The sequence below is a fragment of the Rhodococcoides kyotonense genome, assembly GCF_001645385.1.
GTDB classification, from domain to species: Bacteria; Actinomycetota; Actinomycetes; order Mycobacteriales; family Mycobacteriaceae; genus Rhodococcoides; species Rhodococcoides kyotonensis_B.
Window position 1 is genome coordinate 65,822 of the sequence record NZ_LVHI01000041.1, and the last position, 16,786, is coordinate 82,607.

Annotated in this window: 19 protein-coding genes; 5 read left to right on the forward strand and 14 right to left on the reverse strand. The window is 65.8% G+C overall.

The window, feature by feature from the left end; translation table 11 throughout:
- The first annotated feature begins 59 nt into the window (after positions 1 to 59).
- The 3 genes from A3K89_RS24795 to mycP all read left to right on the forward strand — a co-directional run bounded on the left by A3K89_RS24795 (position 60) and on the right by mycP (position 4,025).
- On the forward strand, positions 60 to 1,049 hold the full coding sequence (locus tag A3K89_RS24795) for an LLM class flavin-dependent oxidoreductase (protein WP_068432236.1): 990 nt from the start codon (positions 60 to 62) through the stop codon (positions 1,047 to 1,049).
- Between the two features lie 88 nt (positions 1,050 to 1,137).
- Positions 1,138 to 2,577 (forward strand): type VII secretion integral membrane protein EccD, encoded by a 1,440-nt coding sequence (gene eccD, locus A3K89_RS24800; protein WP_068432238.1) that lies wholly within the window; start codon positions 1,138 to 1,140, stop codon positions 2,575 to 2,577.
- A complete protein-coding gene (gene mycP / locus A3K89_RS24805) occupies positions 2,574 to 4,025 on the forward strand; it encodes a type VII secretion-associated serine protease mycosin (RefSeq protein ID WP_157105448.1) in 1,452 nt (483 codons plus the stop codon). The genes eccD and mycP overlap by 4 nt, the downstream gene beginning before the upstream one ends.
- On the opposite strand, the gene eccB is transcribed toward mycP, so the two are convergent.
- The gene (gene eccB / locus A3K89_RS24810) at positions 3,967 to 5,415 is read right to left on the reverse strand and encodes a type VII secretion protein EccB (RefSeq protein WP_068432244.1); all 1,449 of its coding nucleotides are present in this window, start codon (positions 5,413 to 5,415) and stop codon (positions 3,967 to 3,969) included. The genes mycP and eccB overlap by 59 nt on opposite strands.
- A 130-nt stretch (positions 5,416 to 5,545) precedes the next feature.
- On the opposite strand from eccB, the gene eccE reads away from it, so the two are divergent.
- On the forward strand, positions 5,546 to 7,225 hold the full coding sequence (eccE, locus tag A3K89_RS24815) for a type VII secretion protein EccE (RefSeq protein ID WP_084424117.1): 1,680 nt from the start codon (positions 5,546 to 5,548) through the stop codon (positions 7,223 to 7,225).
- Here the strand turns inward: eccE and A3K89_RS24820 are convergent.
- The 9 genes from A3K89_RS24820 to infA form a co-directional block, all read right to left on the reverse strand.
- The gene (locus tag A3K89_RS24820) at positions 7,213 to 7,779 is read right to left on the reverse strand and encodes an NADPH-dependent FMN reductase (protein ID WP_114331923.1); all 567 of its coding nucleotides are present in this window, start codon (positions 7,777 to 7,779) and stop codon (positions 7,213 to 7,215) included. The genes eccE and A3K89_RS24820 overlap by 13 nt on opposite strands.
- 24 nt (positions 7,780 to 7,803) lie before the next feature.
- Entirely contained in the window at positions 7,804 to 8,694 is an 891-nt protein-coding gene (gene truA, locus A3K89_RS24825; protein ID WP_068432250.1) for a tRNA pseudouridine(38-40) synthase TruA, read from the reverse strand.
- Positions 8,695 to 8,699: 5 nt separating this feature from the next.
- The gene (gene rplQ / locus A3K89_RS24830) at positions 8,700 to 9,275 is read right to left on the reverse strand and encodes a 50S ribosomal protein L17 (protein WP_068432253.1); all 576 of its coding nucleotides are present in this window, start codon (positions 9,273 to 9,275) and stop codon (positions 8,700 to 8,702) included.
- A 36-nt stretch (positions 9,276 to 9,311) separates the two neighbouring features.
- Positions 9,312 to 10,376 carry a DNA-directed RNA polymerase subunit alpha gene (locus A3K89_RS24835; protein ID WP_068432256.1) on the reverse strand — a complete coding sequence of 355 codons (1,065 nt, stop codon included), beginning with the start codon at positions 10,374 to 10,376 and terminating at the stop codon, positions 9,312 to 9,314.
- A 97-nt stretch (positions 10,377 to 10,473) separates the two neighbouring features.
- Complete coding sequence (gene rpsD / locus A3K89_RS24840) at positions 10,474 to 11,079, reverse strand: 30S ribosomal protein S4 (RefSeq protein ID WP_068432259.1); 606 nt, start codon at positions 11,077 to 11,079, stop codon at positions 10,474 to 10,476.
- A 22-nt stretch (positions 11,080 to 11,101) separates the two neighbouring features.
- A complete protein-coding gene (rpsK, locus tag A3K89_RS24845) occupies positions 11,102 to 11,515 on the reverse strand; it encodes a 30S ribosomal protein S11 (RefSeq protein ID WP_068432262.1) in 414 nt (137 codons plus the stop codon).
- The gene (gene rpsM, locus A3K89_RS24850) at positions 11,515 to 11,889 is read right to left on the reverse strand and encodes a 30S ribosomal protein S13 (protein WP_068432265.1); all 375 of its coding nucleotides are present in this window, start codon (positions 11,887 to 11,889) and stop codon (positions 11,515 to 11,517) included. The genes rpsK and rpsM overlap by 1 nt, the downstream gene beginning before the upstream one ends.
- A gap of 199 nt (positions 11,890 to 12,088) precedes the next feature.
- Positions 12,089 to 12,202 carry a 50S ribosomal protein L36 gene (gene rpmJ / locus A3K89_RS24855; RefSeq protein WP_025347279.1) on the reverse strand — a complete coding sequence of 38 codons (114 nt, stop codon included), beginning with the start codon at positions 12,200 to 12,202 and terminating at the stop codon, positions 12,089 to 12,091.
- A 95-nt stretch (positions 12,203 to 12,297) separates the two neighbouring features.
- On the reverse strand, positions 12,298 to 12,519 hold the full coding sequence (gene infA, locus A3K89_RS24860; RefSeq protein ID WP_005140011.1) for a translation initiation factor IF-1: 222 nt from the start codon (positions 12,517 to 12,519) through the stop codon (positions 12,298 to 12,300).
- 196 nt (positions 12,520 to 12,715) lie between these two features.
- Between infA and dtd the strand changes: the two genes are divergently transcribed.
- Positions 12,716 to 13,153, forward strand: a complete 438-nt coding sequence (gene dtd / locus A3K89_RS24865; protein ID WP_068432268.1) for a D-aminoacyl-tRNA deacylase — start codon at positions 12,716 to 12,718, stop codon at positions 13,151 to 13,153.
- A gap of 189 nt (positions 13,154 to 13,342) precedes the next feature.
- Here dtd and map read toward each other — a convergent pair whose 3' ends face one another.
- The 4 genes from map to rplO form a co-directional block, all read right to left on the reverse strand.
- Positions 13,343 to 14,140, reverse strand: coding sequence for a type I methionyl aminopeptidase (gene map / locus A3K89_RS24870; protein WP_068432270.1), 798 nt, complete (start codon positions 14,138 to 14,140; stop codon positions 13,343 to 13,345).
- On the reverse strand, positions 14,140 to 14,694 hold the full coding sequence (locus tag A3K89_RS24875) for an adenylate kinase (protein ID WP_068432273.1): 555 nt from the start codon (positions 14,692 to 14,694) through the stop codon (positions 14,140 to 14,142). The genes map and A3K89_RS24875 overlap by 1 nt, the downstream gene beginning before the upstream one ends.
- A complete protein-coding gene (gene secY, locus A3K89_RS24880; RefSeq protein ID WP_068432276.1) occupies positions 14,691 to 16,013 on the reverse strand; it encodes a preprotein translocase subunit SecY in 1,323 nt (440 codons plus the stop codon). Before secY ends, A3K89_RS24875 begins: the two co-directional genes overlap by 4 nt.
- Positions 16,014 to 16,342: 329 nt before the next feature.
- A complete protein-coding gene (gene rplO, locus A3K89_RS24885; protein ID WP_068432279.1) occupies positions 16,343 to 16,786 on the reverse strand; it encodes a 50S ribosomal protein L15 in 444 nt (147 codons plus the stop codon).

The window sequence follows — 16,786 nt, forward strand, 5'->3', positions numbered from 1 at the left end:
CAGGAGTTGAGGATCGGAGACGACGAGCACCGAAGCGAACGAAAGGTTGGCGTCACCCGATGTCAGTACCACTCTCCATCCTCGACCTGGCCCACATCGGAACCGGCGAGAGCGTCAAGGACAGCTTCGACGCGAGTGTCACGCTCGCGCAACGCGCCGAGGACTGGGGTTACCGTCGAATCTGGTACGCCGAGCACCACAACATGAGTTCGATCGCCTCGTCCGCCACGAGCGTCCTGATCGGACACGTCGCCGCGAACACCAGTCGAATTCGGCTCGGCTCGGGAGGCATCATGCTCCCCAATCACGCACCGTTGACCATCGCCGAACAGTTCGGAACTCTTGCCACGCTTCACCCAGGCCGCATCGACCTCGGACTCGGTCGCGCACCCGGCAGCGACCAGGTGACGATGCGCGCGATGCGTCGTGATCCCGCATCGGCCGATCGATTCCCCCAGGACGTGCAGGAACTCCAGGGCTACCTGTCCGACGAGTCTCGCGTCGCAGGCGTTCGCGCGACGCCGGGTGCGGGTACGCACGTGCCGCTGTACATGCTCGGATCGTCCCTGTTCGGCGCACAGCTCGCGGCGCTCCTCGGCCTGCCGTACGCATTCGCGTCGCACTTCGCTCCCGACGCGCTCGAGCAGGCCGTCGAGATCTACCGTCGCGAGTTCCGACCGTCCGAGCAGCTCGACGCGCCGTACGTCATCGCGGGCGTCAACGTCATCGCGGCCGACACGAACGACGACGCTCAACGGCAGTTCCTCGCCACCAAGCGCAGCCGCGTCAGTTTGCTGCTGGGACGCGGACGCACCTTCACCGACGAGGAAGCCGACATGCTCCTCGACGCGCCCCAGGGCAGGCAGATCATGCAGATGACCAAGTACTCCGCAGTCGGCACGCCCGACGTCGTCAAGGACTACCTGGAGAAGTTCGCCGAGCACGCCGACGCCGACGAACTCATCGTGGCGTCCGGAGTCGTCGAGCGCGAGTCGTGGCTTCGGTCCTACGAACTGCTGGCCGACGTCAGCAATCTCGCGTCCGTCTGACACCCTCCCCGTTGTCGGACCGATGTCGTAGAGTCTGACGCTGCCAGACACGCCGGTGTCGGCACGACGACCATTCCGGGGGGATTGGATGACGGGGGATCTCGCGCGGTCCGTCGACGGTGACGGCGCGACGCACGCGGCGATGGATCTGTGCAGACTCACCGTCGTCGCGGAGTCGACGCAGGTGGACATGGCGTTGCCGACGGATGTGCCGCTCGCGCTGCTTCTTCCGGGCATCGTGGACCTGCTCGGTGGGCAGGCGGACGGTCCCGCGGCCGCTCGGCAGACGCCGTTGGTGCTCGGGCGCGTGGGCAGTCCGCCGCTACCCGGCACGCGCACTCTCCACGAGTCCGGCGTCCGCGACGGCGAGCTTCTCGTTCTCTGTGACGCCGAATCGCCCGCTCCGGCACCGCTGTTCGACGATTTGATGTATGCGGTCGCGACGACGGGCACGGACCCCGGGTCGCTCTGGACACCGCGCACGGCACGGACCGTCGGATTCGCGGTGAGTGCCGTCGCACTGCTGCTCGGATGCGTAGGCGTGGTCTCGGACGCGCTCCGCGAGAGCACCTCGGACACACCGGCCGGCGCGTTCGCCGCCGCGACCACCGCGTTCGTCTTTCTCGTGGCGGGCTCGGTCTGGAGCCGCATCGGACCGGATTCACGCACGGGCGTGTTCGTGTCGGCGTGTTCGGCGTTGCTGGCCGGGACTGCAGGCATCCTGTTCGTACCGCTGCCCCTCGGCGCTCCACACCTACTGCTGAGCGCCTCCGCCGTCGGAGTCGCCGCAATTATCGCGCTCCGCCTCGGTGGGCAGGGCTCGGCGCTGTTCACGGGCACGGCGGTGGCGTCGTGTGCTGCCGCAGCGGCGGCCGCGGTGACGGAGTTCACCGAGCTACCCGTCACTACCGTCGGAGGCGGTACCGGCGTTCTCGCCCTGGCCGGTCTGACATTCGCTCCACGTCTGTCGATGATGCAGGCTCGGATCCCGCTTCCGCCGGTACCCACCGCGGGCGCTCCGCTCGACGCACACGACGAGGACGACTCTCCCTCGTACGACAACCTGGACACCGCAGCCGCCGACGCGCGCAGCTACCTGACGGGTCTCGTGTGCGCGGGCGCCGCGACGACCGCAGTCGGAGTCCTCGTCGCCGCAGTCGCGGGCGGATCCGACACCTATTGGCCGGGAATCACTCTGGCGCTGCTGACGGCGTTGGTACTCGTCCTACGCGGTCGCACCTTCGCGGAACTGAATCAGGCGGTCCCGCTCGTCGCGGCCGGGGCAACCATCGTCCTCGGCTTGTTCGGCGCCGCCATCGTGCGACTACCGTCGTCGTCGTTGGTCACCTTGTCGGCTGCGACCGCCGTGGCGGTCGTCGCGCTGGTGTTCGGCTCGATCGTCCCGACGCGCGAGTACTCACCCGTCCTGCGCCGCACCGCCGAGCTGATCGAGTACGCGGCGATCGCCGGAATCGTGCCGGTCGCATGCTGGGTGTGCGGGCTGTACTCGGCCATGCGCGCGCTGTGACGACGCAGCTTCTCCGCGTCGGATGCCTGATCGGCGCCGTCGTGGTCCTGACTGCAGCGGGTCCCGGTGTCGGCGTCTCGGGCGCCGAGAGACCCGTCGTCGACGCGTCGCTTCTTCCTGAGCCCGCACCGCCGGTGCCGCCGGACCCGACCGAGCAACGCAACGCCTGCGTCCCGGTCACGTCGGTAGTCGACGGACCCGCAGTTCCCGACGCGCAGCGCGCCCTCGACTTCGGTGCAGTCTGGCCGATCACCCGTGGCGCCGGACAACTGGTGGCCGTCATCGACACCGGCGTCACACCGCACCCCAGACTGCCCGGTCTGCGTCCTGGAGGCGATTACGTCCACACCGATGACGGCCTGTCCGACTGCGACGCTCACGGCACCCTCGTCGCCGGCCTCATCGCCGCGCAGACCGTCCCGGGCAGCGGTTTCGCCGGCGGGGCACCCGACGCCCAGATCATCTCGATACGGCAGTCCAGCAATGCCTTTCAGAAGGAGCGAACGCCGGAGGAGGAAGAGCAGTCGCCGGTGGAGAATGCTGCCGGGTACGGCAACGTGATGACGATGGCACGAGCGGTGCGAACCGCAGCAGACCTCGGTGCGACGGTCATCAACATCTCGGAAGTCGCCTGCGTACCGGCCTCGGGCGGTATTGCCGACGGTCCGCTGGGCGCCGCGATCGACTATGCGGCACGAATCAAGAACGTCGTGATCGTGGCGGCGGCGGGCAACATCGGGGGCGGCGGCGAGGGACAGTGCAGCGCACAGAATCCGCTGCCCGACCCCACGGATCCCTATGCGGATCAATGGAATCGAACGGCGACGATCGCGACACCGGCATGGTTCGACGATCAGGTGCTCACCGTCGGCTCGGTCGACCCCGACGGATACCCCTCGGGCTTCACACTGGCCGGACCGTGGGTCGACGTCGCGGCACCGGGCACCGGTATGACGTCGCTGTCACCGAGCGGAAACGGTCTGACCGACGGCACCGTCGACAACCAGGGGAACGCGCGTCCGATCCAGGGCACCAGCTTCGCGGCTCCCTTGGTCGCTGCCGTTGCCGCCCTCGTCCGCGCACATCGACCCGATCTTTCGGCCGCACAGGTGATCGAACGTATCGAGGCGACCGCCCATCAGCCGGCCGAGGGGTGGAACCCGTTGGTGGGCAACGGCGTCGTCGATCCTGTTGCGGCTGTCACGGGACAGGTCGACGGAATGCCCGCTATCTCGGCGGCCGCGCCGGTGCCCGTTCCCGCACCGGTCGTGCCCGTCCCACCCGATCCACGTCCGCGGTCCGCGGCGCTGTGGGGAACCGCTGCCGTGGGCGTGCTGCTCGCGCTCGGCCTCGGCGTCGCGGTCCCCCTCCGGGCACAGCGACGGCCCGTCAATTCGACGGCAACGCAGCGGCATTCGGTGGCGGATCGACGCCGTCGTGGGCCGTGAGAGCTGCCGCGCGACTCAACGCCGGCCCGGGTCCGAGAAGTTCGACCATCTGCCACGGTGCCGAGACCGGTTCGTCGAGACCGAGAGCCTTCGCGGACTCCGCATCCGGCACCCCGAATCTGACACCGGTGTCGGCCACGAAGAACGACGAGTCCTGGCGTGTGCTGTTCGCGCCGATTCCCGTCGTTCGTACGAACCGCCCGCTACCAGGAGTCAGAAAGACGGCGTCGGCCGCGGGTCCGCCGCTGTCCGCCTGAGCGAGTCGGACCGGCGCGGCCCGAGCGTCGAGCGGCAACGCGCTCCCGGACGACGCGACGATACGTGCCGTGGGTCCACCGTCGGCGGCGGTCAGGGGACTCCACGTCACGCACCCGACCGGCGCGGACGAGGTATCGACGAGAGTGGGCGCTGCGGCCGGAAAGGTCTGGACGGCAAGGTCGGTCACAGTCGGGGCGTCGAACAGCACGTCCGGCAGGACTGCGTCGATCTGCTGGTTGCCTTGAGAATCGGCGAACACGATCAGCTGCGCTGTCGCCTCCGAGATCGCCTGAATTCCCTTCTCCAGCACCACATAGTAGGCGACATTCACCCCGGTGACCTTGACGACGGACCCGATCGTCTTGCCTACCATCGGATAGTTGGGCAACTCCCCTGCACGAGGAATGAACGGTGGCGTGATCGCGGGAACGACCGGAACCGCATCGGCCATACCCGGACTGACCGGCGACGCGACAGCGTCGTCCAGTCCCAGCGCGCGAACCACGGCTCGGTCTCCGAGATCGATGCGGGCGCGGCCGCCGCCGTACACGAGGTACGTGCCGTCGAGCGTCGACCACAGAAGGGCCTCATCGTCTCGTAGAGGCTCGATGTCGTTGCCGTACACCGGGTCCCCGATCACGACCGTCGTTTCCGAGACGCTTCCGGTAGCGCCGAGCGTGTCACACACCGTCCACGCACCCGCGGCCGCGTCGTCCTGCGGCAGCGCCGACGGCGCACCCGGGATACCGACGAGCGAACCACGGGGTCTACCAGCGAGTTCGGATTCCTTCACGATCGTCGGCGTCTCGGGGCGCCCGACGACCAGTCGCGCCGACGCGAGATTCAGCACCGGATGGAACACGTCGTCGACTCGCACGAACATAGCGCCCGAATCCTTCGCCACCACGACGGACGCGTCGCCGATCTTGTCCTGCGGACGAAGCAACGCCAAGGCCGCGCATCCCGCGAGACCGATGCAGGCGATGACCAATCCGACCGACAGTGCCCGGGACTGAGACCGCATCGGATCGTGCAACATACGAACATCTCGGCGGACCAGCGCGTGTTCCATCCGTCGGACCAGAAAGCGGTATCCGCCCACCTGCCATTTCGTTGTCGGCGTCGCCGCCACGAGCCCTCCCCTGCGCCGTGTCCGACCCGACCCCCCGAGCCGTTCCCCGGCCGACACAGTACAGTCCCAGGAACGAGTGGGCGATGCCCTTCTCGTCAGCAGAGCCTTCGGGGGGAGGATTCGATCTGTGATGTCCACGTCTCCACGTCGACGCACGGCGTCTGTCGACCAGGTGATCGCACTTCGGATGCCAGGGCTTGCCCGCGTGGTGTGGACCGAATCGGTTCTGGCGTTCGCCGCGCTCGGAGCTGTCTGCCTTGGTACATCGCTCACCGTCGTGATCTCGGGTGCTGCCGTCGTCGCCGTCCTCCCGTTCGTCGCGGTGGCCGGTCGCGGCGTGTTCGACTGGCTGTGGACCGTCGGGCGGTACGCGACGGGACGCACGCCGGAGCTCGGGGTCGTCACCGACCGCACCGAGGCCGACGGCCGATCCTTCGGTGTGCACTGGCACGCCGGACGGGTGACGTCGGTGCTGGAGTTGCTCCCGCCCCGCGGTGCTGTCACGAGGCTCGGACGATCCGAGGCCCACACCGAATCCTTCGTCGACCTCGCCGCCCTCGCCGAATGTCTACGCCAACACGACATCTCACTCAGCGGCATCGACATCGTGGCGCACGGGATGCGGACTGCGTCTGGAACACCTGCCGCCGACGTGTACGAGCATCTCATCGGCCCGCTTCCCGCAGTTGCATCGCGACGCGTCTGGGTGGCCGTATCGCTGGACATCGCGTCGAATCGACGTGCGATCGACGCGCGCGGTGGAGGTCGAACGGGGATCGCGCGGACGGTCGGGATCGCCACAGAACGCGTCGCACGCGCACTCGCCGCCGGCGGGACCGCCTCGCGGACGCTGACCGGTACCGACATAACGACCGTCGCGTCGACGCTCCTGCGCGGCGTCCACGCCGACGAACTGACCGAGAGCTGGTCGAGCGCACCACTTCCCGGCGTGTCGAACACAGGATTCGGATTCGACTGTCGCCGTCTCGACTCGACAGTTCTGGCCGACGTCTGGGCAACTCCCTCGCTCGGCACGACCGTCGCACTTCGACTGACACCTGGATCGTCGCCCGGCCTGGTGCGTGTCGACGGCGAATGCCGCTTCGTGTCGCGAGGGACTCGACCCGCGCCGAGAATCCCGGGTGCCGTGTCCATGAACGGCCGTCATCGCGAAGCGTTGTCGACGTCGTTACCGCTCGGCATCGCCGCGCCCGGTCACGCGGAACCCGTCCGAGAAATGGCCGTCGCCCGGATCGCGACGTTGCGCATGCCCATCAGCGGATGCGGTCAGCTGTTGGGGTCGAATGCGTCGGGACATGGGTTGGCGATGCGTCTGCACGGACCCGATCTCGCGACGGTTCTGGTCGCCGGAGAGCTGTATCTGGCACAGCAGTTGGTCTTTCGCGCGGTCGCCACCGGCGCACGAGTCCTCATCCGAACGGACCGGGCGCACGCGTGGGCGCCGCTGGTCGACTCGGTGGCGTCGCCCGATCGCCTGCACGTCGAGAGTGGGACGCTTCGCGCCGACACACGTTTCGACGTCGTACTGCACGATCACGCCGATGCCGTGTTGCCCAGCGGCCGACGTTCCGACGGGGCGACGACGATGGTCCTCACCGAACACCTCCCGCGCACACCGATGCCCGACCCCGACCTGAGCATCGTGCAACCAGGCGCGGCAGGCGACCGACTGTTCGTGCGGACCGGTACCTCCGAAACCGAACTGATCCTGGTCACGATCTCGCAGGAAACCGCGTTCATCGGTCGACCGCGCATCGTCCGACCGACCCCGGTGGGTCAGCCCGGATAAGGATGCTCGACGCGTATCGCCCTCGCCGCCGTTGCCCACCAACGCACTTGCTCGAGCATGGTCGCCGACGCATCCAACGCCACCGCGTCCGTCGTACGGCCGTGCGCGTCGAACGCCTTCTTGACCCGATGAAATCCGACACTCGTCCGCACCGACACCATGTGCAGTTCGGCCACGACCTGTCGCAACTGTTCGGTGGCCCGCAGTCCTCCGGCCATCCCGCCGTAGGACACGAAACCGATCGGCTTGCCACGCCACTCATACTTGACGCTGTCCAGGGCAGTCTTCAGAGATGCCGGGTAGCCATGATTGTATTCGGGCGTCACCACCACGAACGCATCGGCAGCATCGATCGCTGCGGCGAATTTCTCACCTGCCGCCGATGAACGCAGATCGACCGGTAGGTCGAAGTCGCGCAGATCCAGTGTCGTGGCAGCGAATCCGGGCGTTTCGGCGACGCGACCGAGGAACCAGTCCGCAACCACCGGACCCACCCGTTCGGGCCGGACACTGGCCACGATGACCGCCAACTTCACCGGATCCTCGTTCGTCACCACACCCATCAGCTTAGGCCGCTGTCAGCAGCACCCTGTCACGCTCGGCGGTATGTCCCCGCGAACCTCGCGCGTCGCCACGTTCCGTGCCGCCAGGTCCGCGGCCGCAGGGTAATCCACACGCACGAGCGACAATCCGTGCGCGGGCGCCACGGTCACCGCACTCGAACGGTCGCGCGTCTCCAGCAATCCAGCCGTCCATTCCGGTGTCCGACGGCCCTCTCCGACCGCCTGCATCGCACCGACCAGGCTTCGGACCATCGACCAGCAGAAGGCGTCGGCGCTCACGTAGGCGGTCACCCGGTCTCCGACGCGTTCCCAGTCGAACCGTTGCAGTTCACGCACGGTCGTCGCGCCGTCGCGACGCTTGCAGAACGCGGCGAAGTCGTGCAAGCCGAGCAGGCGGGACGACGCGTCGCGCACGGCGTCGAGATCGATGTCGCGCGGCCAGGACACGACGCCGCGCACGTCCAGCGGATCGACGCCGTATCGCGCTGTGCTGAAACGGTATTCGTAGTGGCGTCGCAGAGCCGAGAAGCGGGCGTCGAAGTCGGAGGACACAGCGGTCACTGCGGTCACACGAACGTCCGTCGGCAGGAATCTGGCCATCCGTCGTACGAGACGATCAGGCTCGTCTATGACGGCGGTGGAGTCGAAGTGGGCAACCTGCCCGCTCGCATGCACGCCGGCGTCGGTGCGCCCCGCGACGGTCAGCTCGATCGTCTGCCGCAGCACGGTCGAGAAGGCTTCTTCGAGAACGCCGCACACCGTGCGGATTCCGGGTTGACGTGCCCAGCCCGAGAAGTCGGTGCCGTCGTACGAGACGTCGAGCCGATACCTGTGGGGAACCGAAAAAGCGGACCCGCCGTCCCCTGTGGGAACGACGGGTCCGCTTCGGTCTTGCTCCGAAACCAAGAGGACTAGTCCTTCTTGGCGTCTTCTGCCTCGGACGCGTCCGCTGCGTGAGCGTCCTTGTCCTCGATGCCGTCGACGACTGCGTCGGCGTTCTCGACCTGGGCGTCGGTCGCGTCGGCTTCGACAGCCTCGACGACGTTCTCCTCGGCGGGAGCCTCGGCAGCGGCCGGTGCAGCCTGCGATGCCTTCACGCGGCGAGCGCGATCGGCTTCGTTGGACACCGTCTGCTCGTTGACGAGCTCGATGATGGCCATCGGCGAGTTGTCGCCCTTGCGGGGGACGGTCTTGATGATGCGCGTGTAGCCACCGTCGCGATCGGCGAAGAACGGACCGATCTCGGCGAAGAGCTTGTGCACGACATCTTTGTTGTTGATGACCTTGAGGACCTCGCGACGATGAGCCAGGTCACCCTTCTTGGCGTGGGTCACCAGCTTCTCGGCGTGGGGACGAAGGCGCTTGGCCTTCGACTCGGTCGTGGTGATGCGTCCGTGCTCGAAGAGTGCCGTCGCCAGGTTGGCCAGGATGGCCTTCTGGTGCGACGCCGACCCGCCGAGACGGCGGCCCTTGGTGGGCTTGGGCATGATGAATCTCCTAGTAAGAGCTCCCGCGAGAGCTGATTACAGCTGTTCTGTCTCGGCGTAGTCCTGCTCGGTTCCCTCGGTGTCCGAGAAGGAACCGGCGTCGGTGTCGCTCCACGTTCCCGTGGTGGCGTCGTATCCGGGCACGGTGGTCGGATCGAAGGACGCGGGGCTGTCCTTGAGGGAGAGGCCCAGCGAATGCAGCTTGACCTTGACCTCGTCGATGGACTTCTGTCCGAAGTTACGGATGTCCAGCAGATCGGACTCGGTACGACCAACCAACTCGCCGACGGTGTGAACACCCTCGCGCTTGAGGCAGTTGTAGGAACGGACCGTCAGGTCCAGATCCTCGATGGGGAGTCCGAAGGAAGCGATGTGATCGGCCTCGGCGGGCGAGGGTCCGATCTCGATTCCTTCTGCTTCGACGTTCAGCTCACGGGCAAGGCCGAAGAGCTCAACCAGGGTCTTGCCCGCCGAAGCGAGCGCGTCCCGCGCGGTGATGGAGTTCTTGGTCTCCACGTCGAGAACGAGCCGATCGAAGTCGGTGCGCTGTTCGACGCGGGTGGCCTCCACCTTGTAGGTGACCTTGAGGACCGGCGAGTAGATCGAGTCGACCGGGATACGGCCGATCTCTGCGCCGGACGCCTTGTTCTGAACGGCAGGGACGTAGCCGCGACCGCGCTCGACGACGAGCTCGATCTCCAGCTTGCCCTTGTCGTTCAGGGTCGCGATGTGCAGATCCGGGTTGTTCACCGTGACGCCGGCCGGGGGAACGATGTCGCCTGCGGTAACAGCGCCGGGGCCCTGCTTGCGGACGTACATGGTGACCGGCTCGTCCTCTTCGGAGCTCACGACGAGTCCCTTGAGGTTCAGGATGATGTCGGTGACGTCTTCCTTGACTCCGGGAACGGTGGTGAACTCGTGGAGAACGCCGTCGATACGGATGCTGGTGACAGCAGCGCCGGGGATCGACGACAGCAGGGTACGGCGGAGCGAGTTGCCGAGGGTGTAACCGAAGCCAGGCTCGAGCGGCTCGATGACGAACTTCGAGCGGTTGTCGGCGATGACCGCTTCGGTCAACGTCGGGCGCTGTGAAATGAGCATTGTTTCTTCCTCCTGTACGGACGTCCGCTATTTGACGCCCACGTGTGGAGGCGAGAACGCCTGCGGATGAATACGACACCCGCAGGCGTGCTGCGCCTTACTTCGAGTAGTACTCGACGATGAGCTGCTCCTGGAGCGGCACATCGATCTGTGCGCGCTCCGGTACCCGGTGAACCAGGATCCGCAGGCGGTTCGGGACGACCTGCAGCCACGAGGCAACGGGACGCTCGCCGACCGTCTCACGGGCGACCTGGAACGGAAGCGTGGACAGCGACTTCTCGCGGACATCGATGATGTCGTACTGCGAGACGCGGTAGCTGGGAATGTCCACTCGCTGGTTGTTCACGAGGAAGTGCCCGTGGGTGACCAGCTGACGTGCCTGACGACGCGTGCGTGCGAGTCCGGCGCGGTAGACGACGTTGTCGAGACGCGTCTCGAGGATCGTCAACAAGTTCTCACCGGTCTTGCCGGGACGCTTGTTGGCTTCCTTGTAGTAGAGACGGAACTGCTTCTCCATGACGCCGTAGGTGAAGCGAGCCTTTTGCTTCTCCTGCAGCTGGAGCAGGTACTCGCTCTCCTTGATCCGCGCGCGGCCGTGCTGGCCGGGCGGGTAAGGACGACGCTCGAACGCCTGGTCGCCTCCAACGAGGTCGACGCGCAGACGACGCGACTTGCGGGTAGCGGGACCGGTATAACGTGCCATTTTCTAAAACCTTTCCTTCCCGCTAGACCCGACGCCGCTTCGGCGGACGGCAGCCGTTGTGCGGCTGGGGGGTGACATCGGAGATGGTGCCGACCTCGAGGCCAGCAGCCTGAAGCGAGCGGATCGCGGTCTCACGGCCGGAGCCGGGACCCTTGACGAACACGTCGACCTTCTTGACGCCGTGCTCCTGTGCCTTGCGCGCAGCGTTCTCGGCCGCGAGCTGAGCAGCGAACGGAGTCGACTTACGCGAGCCCTTGAAGCCCACGTGGCCCGACGACGCCCACGAGATGACGTTGCCCGACGGGTCGGTGATCGACACGATCGTGTTGTTGAACGTGCTCTTGATGTGTGCAGATCCGTGCGGGACGTTCTTCTTGTCCCTGCGACGCGCCTTCTGCGTCTTCTTCGGACCGGTACCGCGTGCTTTGGGGGGCATTACTTCGCCTTCTTCTTGCCGGCAATGGTGCGCTTCGGTCCCTTACGGGTGCGCGCATTGGTCTTGGTGCGCTGTCCACGGACGGGCAGACCACGACGGTGGCGAAGGCCCTGGTAGCAGCCGATTTCGATCTTGCGACGGATGTCGGCCTGAACCTCGCGGCGCAGGTCGCCCTCGACCTTGAGGGACTCCTCGATGTACTCGCGGAGCTTCGTCAGATCTTCGTCGGACAGATCCTTGCTGCGCAGGTCCGGGCTGATGCCGGTTGCGTCGAGGATCTCCTTCGAGCGGGTACGGCCGATGCCGTAGATGTAGGTCAGTGCGATCTCCATGCGCTTTTCGCGCGGCAGATCCACACCTGCGAGACGTGCCATGTGGCAATCCTTATCTTGTTCCGGAGGTCTGCTCCCAGTCCGTCCCCTGTGCCTCTGTACTGCTGGGAACCGAAATTCCCTCGAACTCAGTGGGGCCCCGGCCTCCGTGCCGGGGGTATGCCGTGACGCGTATGTCGCGGTTGGTGCTGGGAGGTCTTCTTCTAGCTATGTGCCAAGCAGAAACGCGAATGCTCGGTGGTTATCCCTGACGCTGCTTGTGACGCAGGTTGTCGCAGATGACCATGACTCGCCCGTTACGACGAATCACCTTGCACTTCTCGCAGATCTTCTTGACGCTCGGCTGAACCTTCACGTCGCTGATCTCCTGTGTTCTGCCCACGCGCGCCGAATTGCACGGCACCGCCGCGAGCATGGTTCTCTCCGACCGGATCTGGCCGAAGAAGCTTTTTACTTGTAGCGGTAAACGATGCGCCCACGCGTGAGGTCGTACGGAGAGAGCTCCACTACGACGCGATCCTCGGGGAGGATGCGAATGTAGTGCTGGCGCATCTTTCCGCTGATGTGTGCGAGCACCTTGTGGCCGTTCTCCAGCTCAATGCGAAACATCGCATTGGGCAGGGGTTCGACGACCCGGCCCTCGACCTCGATGGCACCGTCTTTCTTAGCCATATCCTCCGCGTCCCTGGCTTCACGCCTGGTTGATTGCATCTGTTTCCGTTACCGTGATGCTCACTGCCCGGTCGCACGAGCGCCGGCTCACGCAGGCATGCGGACAACCGGTACGCAGAGCGCACCGCCGACCTATGCTACCGGCAAACTCCCACCAGGCCAAATGAGCCTCCCGCGGGGATGGCAAGCTACGGGGATGCGCGCGCTGATTCAACGGGTGACATCCGCATCGGTCCAGGTAGACGGCTCTGTAGTCGGCACCTTGGACCTCGCCGACGGCAGGCAGGGGTTGGTCGTGCTCGTCGGAGCAACACACACCGACACCGTGGAGTCGAGCGACGCTCTCGCCGAGAAGATCTGGAAAATGCGAATTCTCGACGACGAGAAATCGGCCTCGGACGTCGGTGCTCCCCTACTGGTGATCAGTCAGTTCACGCTGTACGCCAACACTGCCAAGGGCCGGCGACCGTCATGGAACCAGGCCGCGCCCGGGACGGTCGCCGAACCACTCGTCCAACGGGTGGTCGATCGCCTTCGCGAACTCGGAGCCATCGTCGAGACCGGGACGTTCGGGGCTCACATGAAGGTGGCGCTCGTCAACGACGGTCCGGTGACCATTTCGGTCGAGCTCTGACAGACCGGATGTCACCCTCGCTCACCCCGCCCGCACCGAGGGCGTCCCTCGGTCACTCGGAGTGACAGAATGCGTCCCTCGCTCACCCCGCCCGCACCGAGAGCGTCCCTCGGTCACTCGGAGTGACCGAATGTCACCTTCGGTCGGAGCGGGGACGAAGCGCGGGGATGGAGCGCGACGCCGGATTACCTATTCAGGCCGCAGCGTCAGGATGCGCGGACCGTCCTCGGTGACGGCGACGGTGTGTTCCCAGTGCGCTGCTCGGGAACCGTCGGTGGTGACGACGGTCCAGTCGTCACCCAGAACCTCGGTCTCGTAGGTGCCGAGGGTGAGCATCGGTTCGATCGCGAGGGTCGAACCGACTACGAGCTCGGGGCCCTTGCCAGGTGCGCCTTCGTTCGCGAGGAACGGTTCCATGTGCATTTCGCGACCGATGCCGTGGCCGCCGTATCCGTCGACGATGCCGTACTTGCGGCCGTGTGCCTTCTCGGCCGCGTGCGTGCCTGTCTCGATGGCATGCGAGACATCCGTCAGACGGTTGCCCGCGATCATGGCCGCGATGCCCGCTTCCATCGACAACCGCGTTGCTTCGCTGAGCAACTCGTCGGCCTCGATGATGTGGCCGACACCGAAGGTCCAGGCGGAATCGCCGTGCCATCCATCGAGAATGGCGCCGCAGTCGATCGAGATCAGGTCGCCGTCGGCGAGAACGTCGTCGGCGGACGGAATGCCGTGCACGACACGGTCGTTCACCGACGAGCAGATGCTGCCGGTGAAGCCGTGGTAACCGAGGAACGACGGGACAGCACCTGCATCCCGGATGACGGCCTCCGCGACCCGGTCCAGTTCCAGGGTCGATACTCCCGGTTTGGCCGCGTCACGGACGGCTACCAATGCGGCGCCGACGACAGCGCCGGCCGCAGCCATGGCGTCGAGCTCTCCTGGACTGCGGAACGGCACTACCTTGCGCTTACGACCGAACGCCATTACTTGTCGAAACCCTCGATAGCTTTCAGAGCGCGTGCGCTGACTTCGTCGACTTCACCGATCGCGTCGACCGTGACGATCGAGTCCGAGTAGTAGTCGAGCAACGGTGCGGTCTCGTCGCGGTAGACGTTGAGGCGGTTACGAATCACGTCTTCCTTGTCGTCCGCGCGGCCGCGGGCCAGCATGCGCTCGACGACGACGTCCTCGTCGACGACGAAGGACAGGACCGCGTCGAGCTTCGCGCCCATGTCGGCGAGAATTCCGACGAGCGCCTCAGCCTGGTTGACCGAACGCGGGAAGCCGTCGAGGAGGAAGCCGTTGACGGCGTCCGGCTCGGCGAGGCGGCTGCGCACCATGTCGACGGTGAGTTCGCTCGGGACGAGGTCGCCCGCGTCGAGGTACTTCTTCGCCTCGATACCGAGTGCGGTCTGCTCGCTGATGTTCGCGCGGAACAGATCTCCGGTGGAGATGTGGGGTACACCCAGCTTCTCCGACAGGATCGTTGCCTGGGTGCCCTTACCGGCACCGGGAGGACCAAGAAGAACAAGTCTCACTTGAGGAACCCTTCGTAGTTACGCTGCATCAGCTGGCTTTCGATCTGTTTCACGGTGTCGAGGCCGACGCTGACCATGATGAGCACGGCAGTACCGCCGAACGGCAAGTTCTGCGCGCCGCCCGAGCTACCGATGTCGAGGAACAGGTTGGGCAGCACGGCGATGGTGCCCAGGTAGATCGCGCCCGGCAGTGTGATGCGGCTGAGCACGTAGTTCAAGTAGTCGGCGGTCGGCCTGCCCGGGCGGATGCCCGGGATGAATCCACCGAACTTCTTCATCTCGTCGGCGCGTTCCTCCGGGTTGAAGGTGATGGCGACGTAGAAGTAGGTGAAGAAGACGATGAGTCCGAAGTAGATGGCGATGTAGACCGGGTTCGCCGGGTTCACCAAGTACTCGTTGATGATTCGCTGCCACCAGCTCGGGTCCGTCGCGGTACTCGCGGACGTCAGCTGGGCGATCAAGTTGGGGAGGTACAGAAGCGACGACGCGAAGATCACGGGGATGACGCCTGCCTGGTTGACCTTCAAAGGCAGGTACGTCGACGAACCGCCGTACATCTTGCGCCCGACCATGCGCTTGGCGTACTGCACCGGGATACGACGCTGGCCCTGCTCGACGAAGACGACGCCGGCGATGATCAGTAGCGCCGCGACGCAGACCAGGCCGAAGACCAGGCCTCCACGGCTGTCCAGAATCGACTTGCCCTCGGACGGGATGCGCGACGCGATGCCGGCGAAGATCAGCAGCGACATACCGTTGCCGACGCCGCGTTCGGTGATGACCTCGCCGAACCACATCACGAGCGCCGCACCGGCAGTCATGACGAGCACGATGATGATCAGACCGAAGATGCTCGTGTCCGCGATGATGTCCTGTTGGCAGCCCTGCAGCAGCTGACCGCGCGACGCGAGTGCAACCAGACCCGTTGCCTGCAGGATCGCGAGAGCGATCGACAGATACCGGGTGTACTGGGTCATCTTCGCCTGGCCGGACTGGCCTTCCTTGCGAAGTTCTTCGAACTTCGGGATGACGACCGTCAACAGCTGAACGATGATGCTGGCCGTGATGTACGGCATGATGCCGATCGCGAAGACCGACAGTTGCAGAAGTGCGCCGCCGGAGAACAGGTTGATCAACGAGTAGATGCCCGCCTGGTCGCCACCGGAGACCTGGTCGATACATGCTCGGACGTTGGCGTAGTCGACGCCGGGAGACGGCAGGGTTGCACCGAACCGATAGAGGGCAACCAACCCGAGGGTGAAGAGGATCTTCCGTCTCAGGTCAGGAGTCCTGAGGGCCGACACGAAGGCGGAAAGCAAAGATCCTCCTGGCACAAGGCGCGTTGGCGTCGAGATCCGTCGGACCGTGATCGGTCCGGCCGAGCTTCGACCGTGGACTGCAGACGATGTTCGTCGCCCGCATTCGAGCAATGAAAGTGAACTCTAGAACTCTAACAGTGTGCGCCGTGCGGGCTGACGGTCAGTTGCCGTGCTACCCGATCGGGCACCGTCTTCGCCATCCGGGTGGAACCCACGGACGCCCGGTGAGGCACGGATGGCCGCAGTGCACGCCTCCATGAGGAAGTGCACTGCGGCCATCGCGCGATGTACCTACCGGCACCCGCAAGCACGGCGGGTGCCGGAGCAGGCTAGACCTCGGTTGCAGAACCGCCGGCAGCGGCGATCTTTTCCTTGGCAGAGCCGGTGAATTTGTTGACGGAGATGTCGACCTTGACGGTCAGCTTTCCGTCGCCCAGAACCTTGACGGGCTGGTTCTTGCGAACCGCACCCTTGGCGATGAGATCGGCAATGCTGATCTCGCCGCCCTGGGGGAAGAGCCGCTCGATGTCGCGAAGGTTCACGACCTGGAACTCGACCCGGTTCGGGTTGGTGAAGCCCTTGAGCTTCGGCAGACGCATCTGCAGGGGCATCTGGCCGCCCTCGAAACGCGACGGCACGTTCTTGCGTGCGCCGGTTCCCTTGGTACCGCGACCAGCGGTCTTGCCGCGCTTGCCGCCTTCACCGCGGCCGACGCGAATCTTCGCCGACTTGGATCCGGGAGCGGGGCGCAGGTGGTGCAGTTTGATGGTCAT